Consider the following 17,169-nt stretch of genomic DNA (forward strand, 5'->3'; position numbering starts at 1 on the left):
TGCATTTTCAGAGAATAGACCTGCCCATTCGCGGACAAGTCCGCTCCCACGGCCTTCGGCCAGAGTCAAAAGCGGACTTGTATAGCGATGAGTGCTCTGCGTCCTCTTGTGCTACTCAAACAATCTCGTCAGGCCAGAAAGCGCGTATCCCGGCAACGCCTTGCGCGCCGCTTTCCCACGCCTGCTGGCGTTGCGCAGGACCTACGCCGCCCAACAGAAAGACCGGTTTGTTGACGCATGCGATCAACTGTGTCGCCTGCTCCCAGCCCAGCGGCTGTGTATCCGGATGGGTCAGGGTGGGCTGAACCGGTGACAGGGTGACGAAATCCACGCCCATCTGTTCTGCGAGGGCCAGTTCTTCTGCGTTATGGCAAGACGCCGCCAGCCAGCGATGCTCAGGGAACGGACGGCCTCGGCTGGCGTACTTGCGCAGTTGTTCCGCCGTCAGGTGCCAGCCAGCGGACGGAAAGTCTCCCAGCCACTCCAGAGGGCCCTTGAGCATGAGTTGCGCCTTGCCTGCGCACAGGCCCGCCGCATCGACCGCCAGATCGCGATATTTCGGGTCGTAGCCACCCGGCGCACGCAACTGAACCAGCTTGATGCCCCCGGCGATTGCTTTCTGTACGCCACGCAGCAGCTCGATGGAGTCCAGCCCGTCCGGCGTGATCAAGTAGTCAGCAGGCAAGCGCGCTGCCGCGACAATCGGCTGGTTGGCCGCCGGAAACTCGTAACCGGCAAGCTCGCGCGGCGTCACCCAGGCCAGCGGCTGACCTTCTGCACCATGCGGTTCGCCAGTGAATGCAGAAACTTCCCACACATCCAGCAGCACCTGCTTGTCCGGGTAATCATGGCAAACCTTGATCAACGGACGGGCAGCAGCCACAACGATGCCCAGCTCTTCCTGCAGTTCACGTGCAAGTGCCGCCTCGACGGTTTCGCCCGCCTCGACCTTGCCACCGGGAAATTCCCAGAGACCGCCCTGATGCTGGCTGTCTGCACGTCGGGCGATCAGGACTTTATCGTCAGCACCACGAATGACCGCGGCGGCCACATGAACTCGTTTCACGATCAGGACTCCTTCAGACCAGCCTGCTGCCAGCGCTTGAAGGCAGGCCATTGGTAGATGGTTTCGATATAGGCCAGCGCTTCGGCAGGCAACTGGACACGATAGCCACGCAGACGGATCGCCACTGGCGCAAAGAACGCATCAGCAATGCTCGGCTTACCGAATAGAAACGGACCAGTCTCGGCCGCAGCAACGCGGCACTCGGCCCACAACGCGACGATACGGTCGATGTCATTCTGGGTGTCGACCGGAATCACTTCCAGCGCCTGATCCTGACGCAGGTCCATCGGCATGTTCGAACGCAGGCTGACGAAACCGCTGTGCATCTGCGCACAAGCCGAGCGCGCCTGGGCACGGGCAGCGATATCACGCGGCCATAACTCGACGTCCGGGAAACGCTCGACCAGGTACTCGCAAATCGCCAGCGAATCAATGATCGTGCCGTGCTCGCACTGCAACGCAGGCACTTTACCGGTGGGCGAATACTTGAGAATGTTCTCGCGGGTATCAGGCTGATTGAGACGAATCACCTGATCGGTGAACGGCGCGCCGGTCATTTCCAGGACCAGCCATGGACGCAGCGACCAGGAGGAATAGCGTTTGTCGCCGATAATCAGATGCAGGCTCATGGTTCAGCTCCGTTGAGGCCGGCGCGAGAACAGGATGCCCCCGCGCTGGACGTTGAATCAGGTGCGGTATTCGGCGTTGATCTTCACGTATTCGTGAGAAAGATCAGTGGTCCAGATGGTTTCGCTGCAATCACCGCGGCCCAGCTCGATACGGATGGTGATTTCCTCTTCCGCCATGACCGCGGAGCCCTGCTCTTCAGTGTAAGTAGTCGCGCGACAGCCCTGGCTGGCGATGCAGACGCCGCCGAGGAACACGTCGATCTTGCTGACGTCGAGATCCGGCACGCCTGCACGGCCAACAGCGGCCAGGATACGGCCCCAGTTCGGGTCGGACGCGAACAGCGCGGTCTTGATCAGCGGCGAGTGAGCGACCGCGTACCCGACGTCCAGGCATTCCTGATGATTGCCACCGCCGTTGACTTCGACGGTCACGAATTTGGTCGCGCCTTCGCCGTCACGCACGATGGCCTGAGCGACTTCCATGCTCACGTCGAACACGGCCTTCTTCAAGGCCTCGAACAGCGGCCCTTTGGCCTCGGTGATTTCAGGCAGACCGGCCTGACCGGTGGCGATCAGCATGCAGCAGTCGTTGGTCGAAGTGTCGCCATCGATGGTGATGCGGTTGAAGGACTTGTTGGCACCGTCGCGGATCAGGTCCTGCAAGACGCTTTGCGACACTTTGGCGTCGGTCGCGATGTAGCCGAGCATGGTCGCCATGTTCGGACGGATCATGCCCGCCCCCTTGCTGATGCCGGTCACGGTGATGGTAACGCCATCATGAGTGAACTGACGGCTTGCGCCTTTGGGCAGGGTATCGGTGGTCATGATCCCGGTTGCCGCGGCGGCCCAGTTATCCACAGACAGATCGTCGAGCGCAGCTTGCAGCGCGCCTTCGATCTTTTCCACAGGCAACGGCTCGCCGATCACACCGGTCGAATACGGCAGCACCGCCGACGCATCGACGCCCGTCAGTTGCGCCAGCGCTTCGCAGGTACGACGCGCCGCCGCCAGACCCGGCTCGCCGGTGCCCGCGTTGGCATTGCCGGTATTGGTCAGCAGATAACGCACAGTGCCCTGCACGCGTTGTTTGGCCAGAATGACCGGCGCGGCGCAGAACGCATTCAAGGTGAATACGCCGGCAACGCTGGAGCCTTCGGCACAGCGCATAACCACGACGTCCTTGCGCCCCGGGCGCTTGATGCCGGCAGACGAAATGCCGAGTTCAAAACCGGGAACCGGGTGCAACGCAGGCAACGGACCAAGACCAACAGCCATCGGGGTGCTCCTCAAGGAGTAGGGGCGCCGTCCACATCGGTACGGCTATCAATGAAAAAACGCCGCGACGGGCAAGCCGGTCGCGGCGCAGGTATCACACAGTCAAAAGGCTTAGCTGATCTGACCGTGACAGTGCTTGAATTTCTTGCCCGAGCCACACCAGCACAGCTCGTTGCGACCCAGTTTCTGGTCGTTACGCACGGGCTCGGAAGCAACGGTTACCGGCACTTCGCCACTTTCCTCATCCGCCAATGGCTGGTCGAGACCCGGCGCCGGTGCGTGCTCGAACTGCATGCGGCTCGCCAGTTCTTCGGCTTCCCGGCGCTGACGAGCCTCTTCTTCCTCGGGATCTTCGCGACGGACCTGAACATGCGACAAGACACGGATGGTGTCGCGCTTGATCGAATCCAGCAGTTCCTGGAACAGGGTGAACGACTCGCGCTTGTATTCCTGCTTCGGGTTCTTCTGAGCGTAACCGCGCAAGTGAATACCGTGACGCAGATGATCCATGGTCGACAGGTGATCTTTCCACAGGTCGTCCAGCACGCGCAGGAGGATCTGCTTCTCGAACGAGCGCAGAGCTTCGGCGCTGGCCTGATCTTCCTTCTCGTTGTAAGCCACCAGCAGTTGCGCCATGATTTTTTCGCGCAAGCTGTCTTCGTGAAGGTGATCGTCTTCGTCCAGCCACTGCTGAATCGGCAATTGCACCGCAAAGTCGGTATTCAGCGCCGCTTCCAGACCGGCGACATTCCACTGTTCTGGCAACGATTGCGGCGGGATGTGCTGGCTGATGAGGGTGTTGAGCACCTCTTCGCGGAAGTCGGCAATCGTCTCACCAATGTTTTCAGCGGCCAATAGCGTGTTACGCATGTGATAGATCACTTTGCGCTGCTCGTTGGCGACGTCATCGTATTCGAGCAGTTGCTTGCGGATGTCGAAGTTACGACCTTCCACCTTGCGCTGCGCTTTTTCGATGGCGTTGGTCACCATGCGGTGCTCGATGGCCTCACCGGACTGCATGCCCAGCGCCTTCATGAAGTTTTTCACCCGATCAGAGGCGAAGATGCGCATCAGGCTGTCTTCGAGCGACAGGTAGAAGCGGCTGGAGCCAGCATCACCCTGACGACCGGCACGGCCGCGCAACTGGTTGTCGATACGACGCGATTCGTGACGCTCGGAAGCAATCACGTGCAAACCACCGGCCTCGATCACTTGCTGATGGCGTTTCTGCCAATCGGCCTTGATCTGGGCGATCTGCTCCGGAGTCGGGTCTTCCAGGTTGGCAACTTCAACTTCCCAGTTGCCGCCCAACAGGATGTCAGTACCACGACCGGCCATGTTGGTGGCGATGGTCAGCGCCCCCGGACGACCGGCCTGTGCAATGATCTCTGCTTCTTTTTCGTGGAACTTGGCGTTCAGAACCTTGTGCTCGATGCCTTCCTGGTTGAGCAGGCGGGACATGTGCTCGGACGTTTCGATGGTCGCCGTACCAACCAGCACCGGCCGGTTTTGCGCCAGGCAGGCCTTGATATCGGTCACGATGGCCGCGTACTTCTCTTCCGCCGTCAGGTAGACAAGGTCGTTGAAGTCTTTACGCGCCAGTGGTTTGTTCGGCGGGATGACCATTACGGCCAGATTGTAGATCTGGTGGAATTCGAACGCTTCAGTGTCGGCTGTACCGGTCATGCCGGACAGCTTGTTGTACAGACGGAAGTAATTCTGGAACGTGGTCGATGCCAGGGTCTGGCTTTCGGCCTGAATGTTCAGACCTTCCTTGGCTTCGATGGCCTGGTGCAGACCCTCGGACAGGCGACGACCCGGCATGGTGCGACCGGTGTGTTCGTCGACCAGCAGCACCTGACCGTCCGACACGATGTATTCGACGTTGCGATTGAACAGTTTGTGCGCACGCAGACCGGCATAGACGTGGGTCAGCAGGCCAAGGTTGTGCGCCGAGTACAGGCTTTCGCCCTCGGCCAGCAGGCCGACTTCGGTGAGCATTTCTTCGATGAACTGGTGACCGGCTTCGTTCAGCTCGACCTGACGCGTCTTCTCGTCAACGGTGAAATGGCCCGGCTTGGTGACTTCGCCTTCCACTTCCTCGATGTGCTGCTCGAGCTTGGGGATCAGGCGGTTGATTTCGGTGTACAGCTTGGAGCTGTCCTCGGCCTGACCGGAAATGATCAGCGGCGTACGCGCTTCGTCGATCAGAATCGAGTCGACTTCGTCGATCACGGCGAAATTGAGTTCACGCTGGAACTTGTCGTCCATGCTGAACGCCATGTTGTCGCGCAGGTAATCGAAACCGTATTCGTTGTTGGTGCCGTACGTGATGTCGGCAGCGTAAGCGGCGCGCTTCTCTTCCGGCGGCTGGAATGGCGAGACGATGCCTACGGTCAGACCGAGGAATTCGTACAGCGGGCGCATCCAGTTGGCGTCGCGGCGCGCGAGGTAGTCGTTCACAGTGACCACGTGAACGCCCTTGCCGGACAACGCATTGAGGTACACAGCCAGGGTGCCGACGAGGGTTTTACCTTCACCGGTGCGCATTTCCGCGATCTGACCTTCGTGCAGGGTCATGCCGCCAATCAACTGAACGTCGAAGTGGCGCATGCCCATGACGCGTTTGCCCGCTTCACGAGCAACGGCAAAGGCTTCAGGCAGCAATTGATCGAGGGTCTCGCCTTTGGCTATGCGGGCCTTGAACTCTTCGGTCTTGGCGCGCAATTGCTCGTCCGAAAGGGCCACCATTTGCTCTTCGAAGGCATTGACGATCTGTACCGTCTTGAGCATGCGTTTGACTTCACGCTCGTTCTTGCTTCCAAAAAGTTTTTTCAACAAAGGCGCAAACATATCGACAGGATCTTCCACACATAGGAATGGAGGGCGGCCCCGTGAGTCGCCCGTGCAGCCCAGATGGCCACATGCGAACGAGCATTCTACCCGGAAACGGTGGTGAGGAAAGTGGCGTTATTCCACGATGCTGGCACAGCGCTGTGACGGGGCAGATTTACAATGGGGCCATTTTCAAGCACTTCAACCCGGAAAACGGGGAAGTTACTCATTGATTTGCATATGAAAGCACGGAAACGCCTCAGAAAGCAGCCGTCAGAATGCTTTCTGTTAACATGTTCATCTTGTTACCAGGCAATTACCCATGGCCTTTCGTCCCCTCAATGCACGCCCCCCTGCGGTTCTGCTGCGCGAAGCCAAGCCGCTGAAGGCCATCTTTCGCCACGCCGAACGCCTGAGCCATCTGCAACGCTTGCTCGAAAGCCAGTTGCAACCGGCAGCGCGCGAGCATTGTCATGTGGCTTCGTGGCGCGAGGGCACTTTATTGCTGATCGTGACAGACGGTCACTGGGCCACGCGCCTGCGCTATCAGCAAAAGCGCCTGCACCGACAACTGATCGCCTTCGACGAATTCATCAATCTGACCCGAATCGTCTTCAAGGTCCAACCGCCGGAAGCCCCTCGCGGAGCAGCTACGCACACCATTGATCTGTCAGCAGTGGCCGCCGAAAACATCCAGGCCACGGCCGACGGCATCACAGACCCCAAGCTGCGCGCCGCACTCGAAAGACTCGCCAGTCATGCCAGGGACAGGAAATAGCGCCTGAGTGGTCCTGAGCAGACGTGCGCAAACCTCATGCCCCCCAATAAATCCAATAAAAAAAGGCTACCCGAGGGCAGCCTTTAAAGAACAAAAGGAAAGAGAGTAAAGCTTGCTTACACGGCCGCGACAGGGCGCATGTAAGAAATAGGTGCCGTACTGGCATCCTCGAAGGTCACCACTTCCCAGGCGTCTTTCTGCTCGATCAACGTGCGCAAAAGACGATTGTTCAGTGCGTGTCCTGACTTGAAGCCCCGGAACTCCCCGATCAGGCTATTGCCGAGCAGGTAGAGGTCACCGATGGCGTCCAGGATTTTGTGTTTGACGAATTCGTCCTCATACCGCAGGCCGTCTTCGTTCAATACGCCGTCCTTGTCGACCACGATGGCATTTTCCACACTGCCGCCGAGTGCGAGGTTGTGCTTGCGCAGGTACTCGATGTCACTCATGAACCCGAAGGTCCGGGCACGGCTGACTTCCTTCACGAAGGAAGTGCTGGAAAAGTCCACGCTTGCACTCTGGGTGCGGTCACGGAAGACGGGGTGATCGAAATCGATCTCGAAACTGACCTTGAAGCCTTCGAAAGGCACGAACGTAGCGCGTTTACCGCCCTCCTCCACTGTGACTTCACGCAGGATCCGGATGAATTTCTTCGGTGCGTCCTGTTCTTCCAGGCCTGCCGATTGAATCAGGAATACGAATGGGCCTGCGCTGCCGTCCATGATCGGGACTTCGGAGGCAGAGAGCTCGACGTAGGCGTTATCGATGCCAAGGCCAGCCATGGCCGAGAGCAAGTGTTCTACCGTGTCAACTTTGACATCACCATTGACCAGTGTGGTCGAAAGAGTGGTGTCGCCGACGTTTTCCGCACGCGCAGGGATCTGCACGACGGGGTCAAGGTCAGCTCGGCAAAACACAATGCCGGTATTCACAGGTGCGGGCTTGAGGGTCAGGTAAACCTTCTCCCCGGAGTGCAGGCCTACACCTGTGGCACGGATAATATTTTTCAGGGTGCGTTGTTTAATCATGGCATGGGCCGCTTCAGCGCAAGTTGCGAACTGGTATCAACAAAGGCTGGCGATGATAGCAGACCATGCCTTTGCTGAACACCAATCACCCTAATACCCCTGATACATTTCATCAATCGGCCTGACGACGCAGGAAAGCCGGGATGTCCAGGTAGTCGAGGTCATCGTTAGGGTTCATCTTTGCCGCAGCGGTCGCGCTGGCGTGAGCCTGGTTGCGCATCACGGTCGGACGATCCAGATCGCGGTAGTTGACCGACGGCGCTTCCTGACGGGACGCCTGCTGTGCAGGAGCCTGCTGGGTGGTTTGCAGCGTGTTGTCGATCACCTTGACAGGCTTCTCGATTTTCGCGCCCAGGCCGGTAGCGACCACAGTCACGTGCAACTCGTCACGCATGTCTGGATCGATAACGGTACCGACCTTGACCATGGCGTGCTCGGAAGCGAACGCTTCGATGATGCTGCCCACGTCCGAGTACTCACCCAGCGACAGGTCAGGACCGGCAGTGATGTTGACCAGGATGCCGCGAGCGCCCTGCAGGTTGACGTCTTCGAGCAGCGGGTTGCGAATGGCTGCTTCGGTCGCTTCACGTGCACGGTTCGGACCGCTGGCGCAGCCAGTGCCCATCATCGCCATGCCCATTTCGCTCATGACAGTACGAACGTCGGCGAAGTCGACGTTGATCATGCCCGGACGCTTGATGATGTCGGAGATACCGCGAACGGCACCGGCCAGTACATCGTCAGCCTTGGCGAAAGCCGACAGCAGGCTGGCGTCCTTACCGAGGATGGTCAGCAGCTTCTCGTTGGGAATGGTGATCAACGAGTCGACGCTTTCGGACAGCATGCGGATGCCTTCATCGGCGATCTGCATACGCTTGCGACCTTCGAACGGGAACGGACGGGTCACGACTGCTACCGTGAGGATGCCCATTTCCTTGGCCACTTCAGCAATGATCGGAGCAGCACCGGTACCGGTACCGCCACCCATGCCGGTGGTAATGAACACCATGTTGGTGCCTTGCAGGACTTCTGCAATGCGCTCACGGTCTTCCATGGCGGCCTGACGACCGACTTCCGGGTTGGCGCCAGCGCCAAGGCCTTTGGTCACGCCTGTGCCCAGTTGCAGGATGGTCCGCGCGCCAATGTTTTTCAGCGCTTGAGCATCGGTGTTGGCGCAGATGAATTCCACGCCTTCGATGTTGCTCTTGACCATGTGATTGACAGCGTTTCCGCCACCACCGCCTACACCGATTACTTTAATGACCGGGCTTTGCGGGACGTTGTCTACGAGTTCGAACATTTTCTCTCTCCTTCCGCTTTCTAGTTAGTTTTGCCTACTGCCTGCCGATACTGCTTTTTGTTGCCCTGAAACGTTACAACCTGAAACTTAGAAATTGCCCTGCACCCAACGCTTGATCCGCTCAAGCACCGGGGCCTTGGTTTCGTCGCTGTAGCTGCTGTTGCCGACAATCCCGGACAGCGAAATACCGTCCGACTGTTTTTGCAGCCCGTACAGCAACAGGCCTACGCCCGTTGAATAGATCGGGTTACGCACGACATCGGCGAGCCCCTTGACGCTGTGCGGCACGCCCAGGCGCACCGGCATGTGGAAGATTTCCTCGGCCAGCTCGACCGCGCCTTCCATTTTCGCCGTACCACCGGTCAGCACGATGCCGGCCGGGATGAGGTCTTCGTAGCCGCTACGACGCAGTTCGGCCTGGATCAGGGTGAACAGCTCGTCGTAACGGGGCTCGACCACTTCAGCCAGCGCCTGACGCGACAGCTCGCGAGGTGGACGGTCGCCCACGCTCGGTACTTTGATGGTTTCGCCGGCACCGGCCAGTTTGGCCAGGGCGCAGGCGTAACGAATCTTGATTTCTTCGGCGTACTGGGTGGGTGTACGCAGCGCCATGGCGATGTCGTTGGTCACCTGATCGCCGGCAATCGGGATCACCGCAGTGTGACGAATGGCGCCTTCCGTAAAGATCGCGATGTCGGTGGTGCCGCCGCCGATATCCACCAGGCAGACACCCAGCTCTTTCTCGTCATCGGTCAGTACCGAATAGGCCGAAGCCAGTTGCTCGAGAATGATGTCGTCGACTTCCAGACCGCAGCGACGCACGCATTTTTCGATGTTCTGCGCGGCGTTCACTGCGCAGGTCACCACGTGCACCTTGGCTTCCAGACGCACGCCGGACATACCCAGTGGCTCACGCACGCCTTCCTGGTTGTCGATGACGTAATCCTGCGGCAGGGTGTGCAGCACGCGCTGGTCGGCAGGAATGGCCACCGCCTGAGCAGCATCGAGCACGCGCTCCAGATCGGCAGCGCTGACTTCACGATCACGAATCGCCACGATGCCGTGCGAGTTGAGGCTGCGAATATGGCTGCCCGCAACGCCGACGAACGCCGAGTGAATCCGGCAGCCAGCCATCAGTTGCGCTTCTTCGATCGCGCGCTGGATCGACTGCACGGTCGACTCGATATTCACCACCACGCCCTTTTTCAGGCCGCGGGAGGGGTGGGTGCCGATACCCACGATTTCCAGCGAGCCATCGGCCGCGACTTCGCCTACCAGTGCCACCACCTTGGAGGTACCGATATCCAGCCCGACGATCATTTTGCCGCTTTGCACGTTTGCCATGGTCCTGCCTCTTATCAATTCTTCGCGACGGCGGGTTTTTCCGTCGTCGGCGCTGCCTGTTCGCGCCAACCGACCGCAAGGCCGTTGGAGTAACGCAGGTCGACGCGCGCGATGTTCGTGATCTGTTCTTTAAGCGTCTTGTCGTAAATCGCGATGAAGCGGCGCATTTTTTCGACAAGGTGGTCGCGTCCCAGCAACAATTCGATACCCGGGCCAGCACTACCAGCGCCTGTTGTCAGGAACCAGCTGCCACGCTCGCGCAGCTCCAGGCGTACGATGGAGAAGCCCAGCGGGCGCAACATCTGACTCAATACCTGGTACTGCTGCATCACCTGCTGCTGGGCCCGCTGCGGGCCGAACAACTGGGGAAGATGTTCATAGTTGGACAGTTCACGCGGCGTGAAAGCCTGCCCCTGGTTATTCAACAACGCCTCGTCGCCCCACCGCGCAACCGGCAGTTGCTCTTCAAGGCGAATCACCACCTGATCCGGCCAGACCCGACGCACTTCGGCGTGCGCGATCCACGGCATCTGCTCAAGCTCGGTGCGCATGGCGGCCAGATCAATCTTGAAAAAACTCGACGCCACATATGGCGCGATGCGCTGCTGCACTGCCTGCTGACTGATGTAACTCAAATCGCCCTGCACGTTGATGCGGGTGATCGGGCGATCGGCATATGGCAGCAGACGCTGAGCGCCCTCATACGTGGCGAAGCCCAGAATCACCAGCAGCACCGGCCAGAACAGGCGCTTCAGGAAACTGAAGTTGGCCTTCGGCAGGCGCGCCGACAGCGGCTCCTTGGCCACCATCCGGCTGGCACCACGCGGCACCGGCTTGTTACGGCCGGGGGCTGGTGGCTGAGGACGTGCCGAAGGGCCGCACATGCCTTACCCTCTCACCGGAACGCTGTCGGCCAGAATCGCCAACACCAGTTGCTGAAAATCCAGACCCGCAGCACGTGCCGCCATCGGCACCAGGCTGTGATCGGTCATGCCCGGTACGGTGTTCACCTCCAGCAGCCAGAATTTGCCTTGCGCGTCCTGCATCACATCCGTGCGCGCCCAGCCCGCAATGCCGATGGCGTCGCAAGCACGTGCAGCGAGTTGTTTGAGTTCCTGTTCCTGTGCATCGCCCAGCCCGCATGGAATCCGGTACTGAGTATCGGAGGCCAGGTACTTGGCGTCGTAATCATAAAAACTGTGAGGAGTGCCCAGGCCGATGGGAGGCAATACCTGGCCACGCAGAGACGCAACAGTGAACTCCGGCCCCTGAATCCACTGTTCGACCAACACTTGCGAATCGTAGGTACTGACGGTTTTCCAGGCGGCGATCAATTCGTCGACGCTGTTCACCTTGGCCATACCGATACTTGAGCCTTCATGGGCCGGTTTGACGATCAAAGGGAAGCCCAGTTCCGTCGCGTCGCAAATACAATCGCTCTCGTTTTCGAGCACAGCGTGCAAGGGGGTCGGCAGGCCCAGACTCTGCCAGACCTGCTTGGTGCGCAGCTTGTCCATGGCCAGTGCCGAAGCCAGTACGCCGCTGCCGGTGTAAGGGATTTCCAGGCACTCCAGCAGGCCCTGCATGGTGCCGTCTTCGCCACCACGCCCATGCAGAACGATAAAGGCGCGGTCGATCTTTTCGCTGACCAGCCGCTGCAGGAAATCACCGCCCACATCGATGCCGAACGCGTCCACGCCAGCGTCAACCAGCGCCTTGAGCACCGCCTGCCCCGAGTTCAGGGACACTTCCCGCTCGGCACTTTTGCCGCCGAACAGCACGGCAACGCGGCCGAAGCTTTTCGGCTCGAGTGTCGAGCACAGGGAAGACAAGGCAAGGGCTGTCATTTCAGCTTCCCTTCGGTTGACGCCACGGTAGCACCGACGAACAGCGGGCTCTTGAGCAGCTGCGGAGCAAGACCGCCGATGTCACCGGCGCCCTGGCACAGCAGAATGTCACCGGCACGCAGCAACGGCTTGACCAGCGGCGCGAGTTCAACACCGCGCTCGATGTAGATCGGGTCCAGTTGGCCACGCTGGCGGATGCTGTGGCACAGGTTGCGGCTGTCCGCACCAGGAATCGGTTCTTCACCGGCCGGGTAGACTTCCATCAGCAACAGCACGTTGGCGTCGGCCAGCACCTGTACGAAATCATCGTACAGATCACGGGTGCGACTGAACCGGTGCGGCTGGTAAACCATCACTAGACGACGATCCGGCCAGCCACCGCGTACAGCGTTGATCACAGCAGCGACTTCACGCGGATGGTGGCCGTAGTCATCGACCAGCATGACGTTGCCGCCTTCGACCGGCAGCTCGCCGTAGACCTGGAAACGCCGACCCACGCCCTGGAAGCCGGACAGGCCCTTGACGATGGCTTCATCGCTGACGCCTTCATCGGTCGCAATGGCGATGGTGGCCAGCGAGTTGAGCACGTTGTGATTGCCGGGCATGTTCACCGACACGTCCAGCGGCTCGCGGTCACGGCGCAGTACGGTAAAGAACGTCAGCATGCCGTCCTGGCGCACATTGATCGCACGCACGTCGGCTTCTTCGCTGAAGCCGTAGGTCATGGTCGGACGTTTGACCAGTGGCAGAATTTCACGCACCACCGGATCGTCGACGCACATCACTGCCAGTCCGTAGAACGGCAGGTTGTGCAGGAACTCGACGAACGTCTTCTTCAGTTTGTTGAAGTCGCCCTCGTAGGTCGCCATGTGATCGGCGTCGATATTGGTGACCACGGCGACCAGCGGTTGCAGGTGCAGGAAGCTGGCATCGCTTTCGTCAGCCTCGGCGATCAGATAACGGCTGGTGCCCAGCTGCGCATTGGTGCCGGCTGCGTTCAGCCGACCGCCAATCACAAATGTCGGGTCCAGGCCGCCGGCCGCGAACACCGAAGCGATCAGGCTGGTAGTGGTGGTCTTGCCATGCGTACCGGCAACGGCGATGCCATGGCGATAGCGCATCAGTTCGGCAAGCATTTCGGCGCGTGGCACCACCGGGATACGACGTTCCAGCGCAGTGGCGACTTCCGGGTTGGACGTGTTGATGGCGCTGGACACCACCAGTACATCGGAACCGATGGTGTTCTCGGCACGATGGCCGAGGAAAATCTGTGCGCCGAACGACTCGAGGCGCTCAGTCACGGCGGAACTCTTGAGGTCGGAACCGGAGACTTCGTAACCCAGGTTCAACAGCACTTCGGCAATGCCGCACATGCCCACGCCGCCGATACCGACAAAGTGGATGCGGCGGATACGGCGCATTTCAGGCTGCGGCATGGCGCGTTGATTCTCAACCATGGGCCACCTCCACACAGACATCGACGACGGTGTTGGTTGCATCAGGCTTGGCCAGGCGACGTGCAGTGCGGGCCATGCTGTTCAATTGTTCGGGTTGCATCAAAACCTCTTTCAGGCGTGCGGCCATCTCGGCGGCGCCAGTTGTTGCTTGTGGCATGACGAAGGCTGCGCCTTCTCGGGCCAGATAGTCGGCGTTACGCGACTGATGGTCATCAATCGCGTGGGGCAGCGGTATCAGCAACGACGGCAGACCGGCGGCGGCCAGTTCGCTGATGGTCAATGCGCCTGCGCGGCAGACCACCAGATCGGCCCAGCTATAGGCTTGGGCCATGTTCTGGATGAACGGCGCAACTTGCGCCTCGACGCCCACGTCGCGATAGCGCTCGGCGGTAACGGCGTCATGATTCTTGCCCGACTGGTGAAACACTTCGGGCAGGATGTCCTGAGGTAACTGAGCCAGCGCCTCGGGCAGTAATTTGTTGAGCGGCTCCGCGCCCAGGCTGCCGCCCAGCACCAGCAGACGTGCCTTGCGACCGGCCAGCGCCTGACGCGGAGTTTCCAGAAACAGCTCGACGCGCACCGGGTTGCCGGTGGTACGACGCTTGGCCGAGGCCGGGAACGTATTCGGGAACGCTTCGCACACGCGGCTGGCGAACAATGCCAGGCTGCGGTTGGCAGTCCCGGCGACGGCATTCTGTTCGTGGATGATCAGCGGCACGCCAGCCAGCTTCGCAGCCAGACCGCCGGGGCCGGTGACATAGCCGCCAAAGCCGACCACACAGACCGGTTTCACCTGGCGAACCACCTTGCGCGCCTGCATCAGGCTTTTCAGCAACATCAGCGGTGCCTTGAGCAGCGACAATCGGCCCTTGCCACGCAACCCGGTCGCGTTGATCAGGTGCAGCGTCAGGCCAGCCTGCGGCACCAGCTCGTTTTCGATGCCGCGCGGTGTGCCCAGCCAATGGATCTTGTAGCCACGCGCCTGGAATTCGCGCGCGCAGGCCAGCGCCGGGAACACGTGCCCGCCCGTACCGCCTGCCATGATCAGCACGTTAGCGTCCATTGTGCGTCTCCTCGGCGAAGTCGCTTTCCTGGAACTCGGCTTCTTCACTGCCCATGTTGTTGCGCGATTCCCACTCGATACGCAGCAACAGGCCAAGGCTGGCACAGCAGATCACCAGCGAGCTGCCGCCATAGCTGAGGAACGGCAGCGTCAGACCCTTGGTCGGCAACAGGCCGACGTTCACGCCGATGTTGATCAGGAACTGACCGATCCACAGGAACGACAGGCCATACGCGACATAAGCACCAAAGAACTGTTTGGTCCGCTCTGCCCACATGCCGATGTACATGCCGCGAATACTGACGAACAGAAACAGCGCGACGGTCAGCAGCGAGCCGATGACGCCCAGTTCTTCTGCAAGTACCGAGAACACGAAGTCGGTGTGCGCTTCCGGCAGGTAGAACTGTTTCTGCACGCTGTTACCCAAACCGACGCCAAACCACTCGCCGCGACCGAAAGCGATCAGCGCCTGCGTCAACTGATAACCGGAGCCAAACTGGTCAGCCCATGGATCGGTAAAGTTGGTCAGGCGCGCCATCCGGTAGGGCTGGGCCTGTACCAGCACGACCACCGAGGCAACGGCCAGCACCACCATCAGCGAGAAACGGAACAGGCCGACACCGCCGAGAAACAACATGGCAGCTGCCGAACCCATCATGACCACGGTGGCACCGAAGTCAGGCTCCATCAGCAAAAGGCCCGCCATCGGCAACAGCACGATGAAGGGCTTGAAGAAGCCCATCCAGCTTTCGCGAACTTCCTGCTGACGACGAATCAGGTAACCGGCGAGGAAGATCACCACGAAAACCTTGGCGATTTCCGAAGGCTGTACGTTGAACGCGCCGAAGCCGATCCAGCGCATCGAGCCGTTGACCTCTCGCCCGATGCCAGGCACCAGCACCATCAGCAGCAGGCCGAACGCACCCAGCAGCATCAACCAGCCCAGACGCTGCCAGGTGGCGACCGGAATCATCATGGTCACACCGCACGCGCCCAGACCGATCAACAGATAGACCAGATGGCGAGTCATCATGTACAGCGTGTTGCCCGACTGCACGGCCGCGACTTCTGACGAGGCGGACGTGATCATCACCAGGCCGAGGCCCAACAATGCCAGACAACCGACCAGCATCGGAAAATCGAGGTCGATACCGCGGCCGCTAATCAATGGCGATGGATAAGGCTTGATCACACCGAAGATCATGACAAGCACTCCACTGCCTGCGCGAACACACGTCCGCGCTCTTCATAATTCTTGAACATGTCCAGGCTGGCGCATGCGGGAGACAACAACACGGCATCGCCGCTGCGGGCCAGCTCGGCACTGCGCTCGACCGCCGCTTGCAGTGTGTCGACACGAACCAGCGGAACGGCATCGCCCAGCACCTGAGCAATCAGCTCGGCGTCGCGACCGAGCAATACGGCGGCACGGCAATGTTTCGCCACTGGCGCACGCAAACCGCTGAAGTCAGCGCCCTTGCCATCGCCACCGGCAATCAGCACCAGCTTGCCGTCGATGTCCGCGCCGAGGCCTTCGATGGCCGCCAGTGCAGCCCCCACGTTGGTGGCCTTGGAATCGTTGTAGTAATGGACGCCTTCGCGCTCGCGCAGCCATTGGCAGCGGTGCTCAAGCCCGGTGAACTCGCGCAGGCTGGCGAGCATGGCGTCGAACGGCAGACCCACCGCATGGCCCAGCGCCAGTGCCGCCAGCGCGTTGGCCTGATTGTGTGCGCCGCGCACTTTCAGCTCGCGCACCGGCATCAGGTTCTCGAACTGGAAGGCCAGGTACTTTTCGCCATTCTCTTCCCGCAGACCGAAGCCGTGGAAGTCAGGCGTGTTCAGGCCGAAGGTCCAGCACGGCAGCCCTTCGCCAATCAGCGGACGGGACAACGCATCCTGCCGATTGACCACCACCTGCCGTGCACCGCGGAAAATCCGGTGCTTGGCCAGATGGTAGGCAGGCAGGCCGCTGTAGCGGTCCATGTGGTCTTCGCTGATGTTCAGCACGGTCGCCACTTCAGCGTTGAGCTGGTCGGTGGTTTCGAGCTGAAAACTGGACAGTTCCATGACATAAAGCTCGACGTCATCGCTGAGCAGATCCAGCGCCGGCGTGCCGAGATTGCCACCCACCGCGACACGCTTGCCTGCGGCAATGGCCATTTCGCCAACCAGCGTGGTCACGGTGCTTTTCGCGTTGGAACCGGTGATGGCAATCACCGGCGCCTTCGCGTGACGGGCGAACAGTTCGATATCGCCCGACAGCTTGACGCCGCGTGCGTGGGCCTGTTGCAAGGCCGGTGTTGCCAAGGCCAGACCGGGGCTGACATACAGCTCATCGGCACGGCAGAGGAAATCCACGTCCAGTTCGCCACAACGCACTTCCACCTGCGGGTAATCGCGACGCAAGGTCGCCAGCTCAGGAGGATTCTCCCGCGTGTCGGCCACAGCAAAGGACACGCCCTGGTTCGCCAGGGAGCGAACCAGGGACATGCCGCTTTTGCCTAGACCCACGACAATGCGGAAGCGGTCGGAAGCGATCAGGGACAC

General features: G+C 60.3%; 14 protein-coding genes. 1 reads left to right on the plus strand and 13 read right to left on the minus strand.

Annotation, left to right across the window (positions count from 1 at the left end; genetic code table 11):
* Positions 1-115: 115 nt before the first annotated feature.
* The 4 genes from BLT55_RS16485 to secA all read right to left on the minus strand — a co-directional run bounded on the left by BLT55_RS16485 (position 116) and on the right by secA (position 5,823).
* Complete coding sequence (locus tag BLT55_RS16485; protein WP_055000145.1) at positions 116-1,066, minus strand: Nudix family hydrolase; 951 nt, start codon at positions 1,064-1,066, stop codon at positions 116-118.
* A 2-nt stretch (positions 1,067-1,068) separates the two neighbouring features.
* On the minus strand, positions 1,069-1,695 hold the full coding sequence (locus BLT55_RS16490; protein WP_055000144.1) for a glutathione S-transferase family protein: 627 nt from the start codon (positions 1,693-1,695) through the stop codon (positions 1,069-1,071).
* Positions 1,696-1,752: 57 nt separating this feature from the next.
* Positions 1,753-2,970 (minus strand): bifunctional glutamate N-acetyltransferase/amino-acid acetyltransferase ArgJ, encoded by a 1,218-nt coding sequence (argJ, locus tag BLT55_RS16495; RefSeq protein WP_055000143.1) that lies wholly within the window; start codon positions 2,968-2,970, stop codon positions 1,753-1,755.
* Between the two features lie 111 nt (positions 2,971-3,081).
* On the minus strand, positions 3,082-5,823 hold the full coding sequence (gene secA / locus BLT55_RS16500) for a preprotein translocase subunit SecA (protein WP_007248939.1): 2,742 nt from the start codon (positions 5,821-5,823) through the stop codon (positions 3,082-3,084).
* Between the two features lie 304 nt (positions 5,824-6,127).
* On the opposite strand from secA, the gene BLT55_RS16505 reads away from it, so the two are divergent.
* Entirely contained in the window at positions 6,128-6,583 is a 456-nt protein-coding gene (locus BLT55_RS16505; protein ID WP_055000142.1) for a DUF721 domain-containing protein, read from the plus strand.
* 116 nt (positions 6,584-6,699) lie between these two features.
* Here the strand turns inward: BLT55_RS16505 and lpxC are convergent, their stop codons facing one another.
* The 9 genes from lpxC to murD all read right to left on the minus strand — a co-directional run bounded on the left by lpxC (position 6,700) and on the right by murD (position 17,169).
* Entirely contained in the window at positions 6,700-7,611 is a 912-nt protein-coding gene (gene lpxC / locus BLT55_RS16510; RefSeq protein ID WP_002555040.1) for a UDP-3-O-acyl-N-acetylglucosamine deacetylase, read from the minus strand.
* A 112-nt stretch (positions 7,612-7,723) separates the two neighbouring features.
* The gene (gene ftsZ / locus BLT55_RS16515) at positions 7,724-8,911 is read right to left on the minus strand and encodes a cell division protein FtsZ (protein WP_007248943.1); all 1,188 of its coding nucleotides are present in this window, start codon (positions 8,909-8,911) and stop codon (positions 7,724-7,726) included.
* Between the two features lie 87 nt (positions 8,912-8,998).
* Positions 8,999-10,255, minus strand: a complete 1,257-nt coding sequence (ftsA, locus tag BLT55_RS16520; RefSeq protein WP_003377649.1) for a cell division protein FtsA — start codon at positions 10,253-10,255, stop codon at positions 8,999-9,001.
* A 14-nt stretch (positions 10,256-10,269) separates the two neighbouring features.
* Positions 10,270-11,139, minus strand: coding sequence for a cell division protein FtsQ/DivIB (locus tag BLT55_RS16525; protein WP_055000141.1), 870 nt, complete (start codon positions 11,137-11,139; stop codon positions 10,270-10,272).
* A gap of 3 nt (positions 11,140-11,142) precedes the next feature.
* Complete coding sequence (locus BLT55_RS16530) at positions 11,143-12,102, minus strand: D-alanine--D-alanine ligase (RefSeq protein ID WP_055000140.1); 960 nt, start codon at positions 12,100-12,102, stop codon at positions 11,143-11,145.
* Positions 12,099-13,559, minus strand: coding sequence for a UDP-N-acetylmuramate--L-alanine ligase (gene murC / locus BLT55_RS16535; protein WP_055000139.1), 1,461 nt, complete (start codon positions 13,557-13,559; stop codon positions 12,099-12,101). Before murC ends, BLT55_RS16530 begins: the two co-directional genes overlap by 4 nt.
* Entirely contained in the window at positions 13,552-14,622 is a 1,071-nt protein-coding gene (murG, locus tag BLT55_RS16540; protein WP_055000138.1) for an undecaprenyldiphospho-muramoylpentapeptide beta-N-acetylglucosaminyltransferase, read from the minus strand. Before murG ends, murC begins: the two co-directional genes overlap by 8 nt.
* Entirely contained in the window at positions 14,612-15,826 is a 1,215-nt protein-coding gene (gene ftsW, locus BLT55_RS16545; RefSeq protein ID WP_055000137.1) for a putative lipid II flippase FtsW, read from the minus strand. Before ftsW ends, murG begins: the two co-directional genes overlap by 11 nt.
* Positions 15,823-17,169 carry a UDP-N-acetylmuramoyl-L-alanine--D-glutamate ligase gene (murD, locus tag BLT55_RS16550; RefSeq protein WP_055000136.1) on the minus strand — a complete coding sequence of 449 codons (1,347 nt, stop codon included), beginning with the start codon at positions 17,167-17,169 and terminating at the stop codon, positions 15,823-15,825. The genes ftsW and murD overlap by 4 nt, the downstream gene beginning before the upstream one ends.

Source organism: Pseudomonas cannabina, assembly GCF_900100365.1.
Taxonomy (GTDB): domain Bacteria; phylum Pseudomonadota; class Gammaproteobacteria; order Pseudomonadales; family Pseudomonadaceae; genus Aquipseudomonas; species Aquipseudomonas cannabina.

Bases quoted from the DNA above. Each gene is read 5' to 3' on its own strand.
- murC (WP_055000139.1), bottom strand. From the start codon at position 13,559: ATGGTTGAGAATCAACGCGCCATGCCGCAGCCTGAAATGCGCCGTATC.
- ftsA (WP_003377649.1), bottom strand. From the start codon at position 10,255: ATGGCAAACGTGCAAAGCGGCAAAATGATCGTCGGGCTGGATATCGGT.
- lpxC (WP_002555040.1), bottom strand. From the start codon at position 7,611: ATGATTAAACAACGCACCCTGAAAAATATTATCCGTGCCACAGGTGTA.
- BLT55_RS16490 (WP_055000144.1), bottom strand. From the start codon at position 1,695: ATGAGCCTGCATCTGATTATCGGCGACAAACGCTATTCCTCCTGGTCG.
- ftsW (WP_055000137.1), bottom strand. From the start codon at position 15,826: ATGATCTTCGGTGTGATCAAGCCTTATCCATCGCCATTGATTAGCGGC.
- BLT55_RS16530 (WP_055000140.1), bottom strand. From the start codon at position 12,102: ATGACAGCCCTTGCCTTGTCTTCCCTGTGCTCGACACTCGAGCCGAAA.
- BLT55_RS16525 (WP_055000141.1), bottom strand. From the start codon at position 11,139: ATGTGCGGCCCTTCGGCACGTCCTCAGCCACCAGCCCCCGGCCGTAAC.
- ftsZ (WP_007248943.1), bottom strand. From the start codon at position 8,911: ATGTTCGAACTCGTAGACAACGTCCCGCAAAGCCCGGTCATTAAAGTA.
- secA (WP_007248939.1), bottom strand. From the start codon at position 5,823: ATGTTTGCGCCTTTGTTGAAAAAACTTTTTGGAAGCAAGAACGAGCGT.
- BLT55_RS16505 (WP_055000142.1), top strand. From the start codon at position 6,128: ATGGCCTTTCGTCCCCTCAATGCACGCCCCCCTGCGGTTCTGCTGCGC.
- murG (WP_055000138.1), bottom strand. From the start codon at position 14,622: ATGGACGCTAACGTGCTGATCATGGCAGGCGGTACGGGCGGGCACGTG.
- argJ (WP_055000143.1), bottom strand. From the start codon at position 2,970: ATGGCTGTTGGTCTTGGTCCGTTGCCTGCGTTGCACCCGGTTCCCGGT.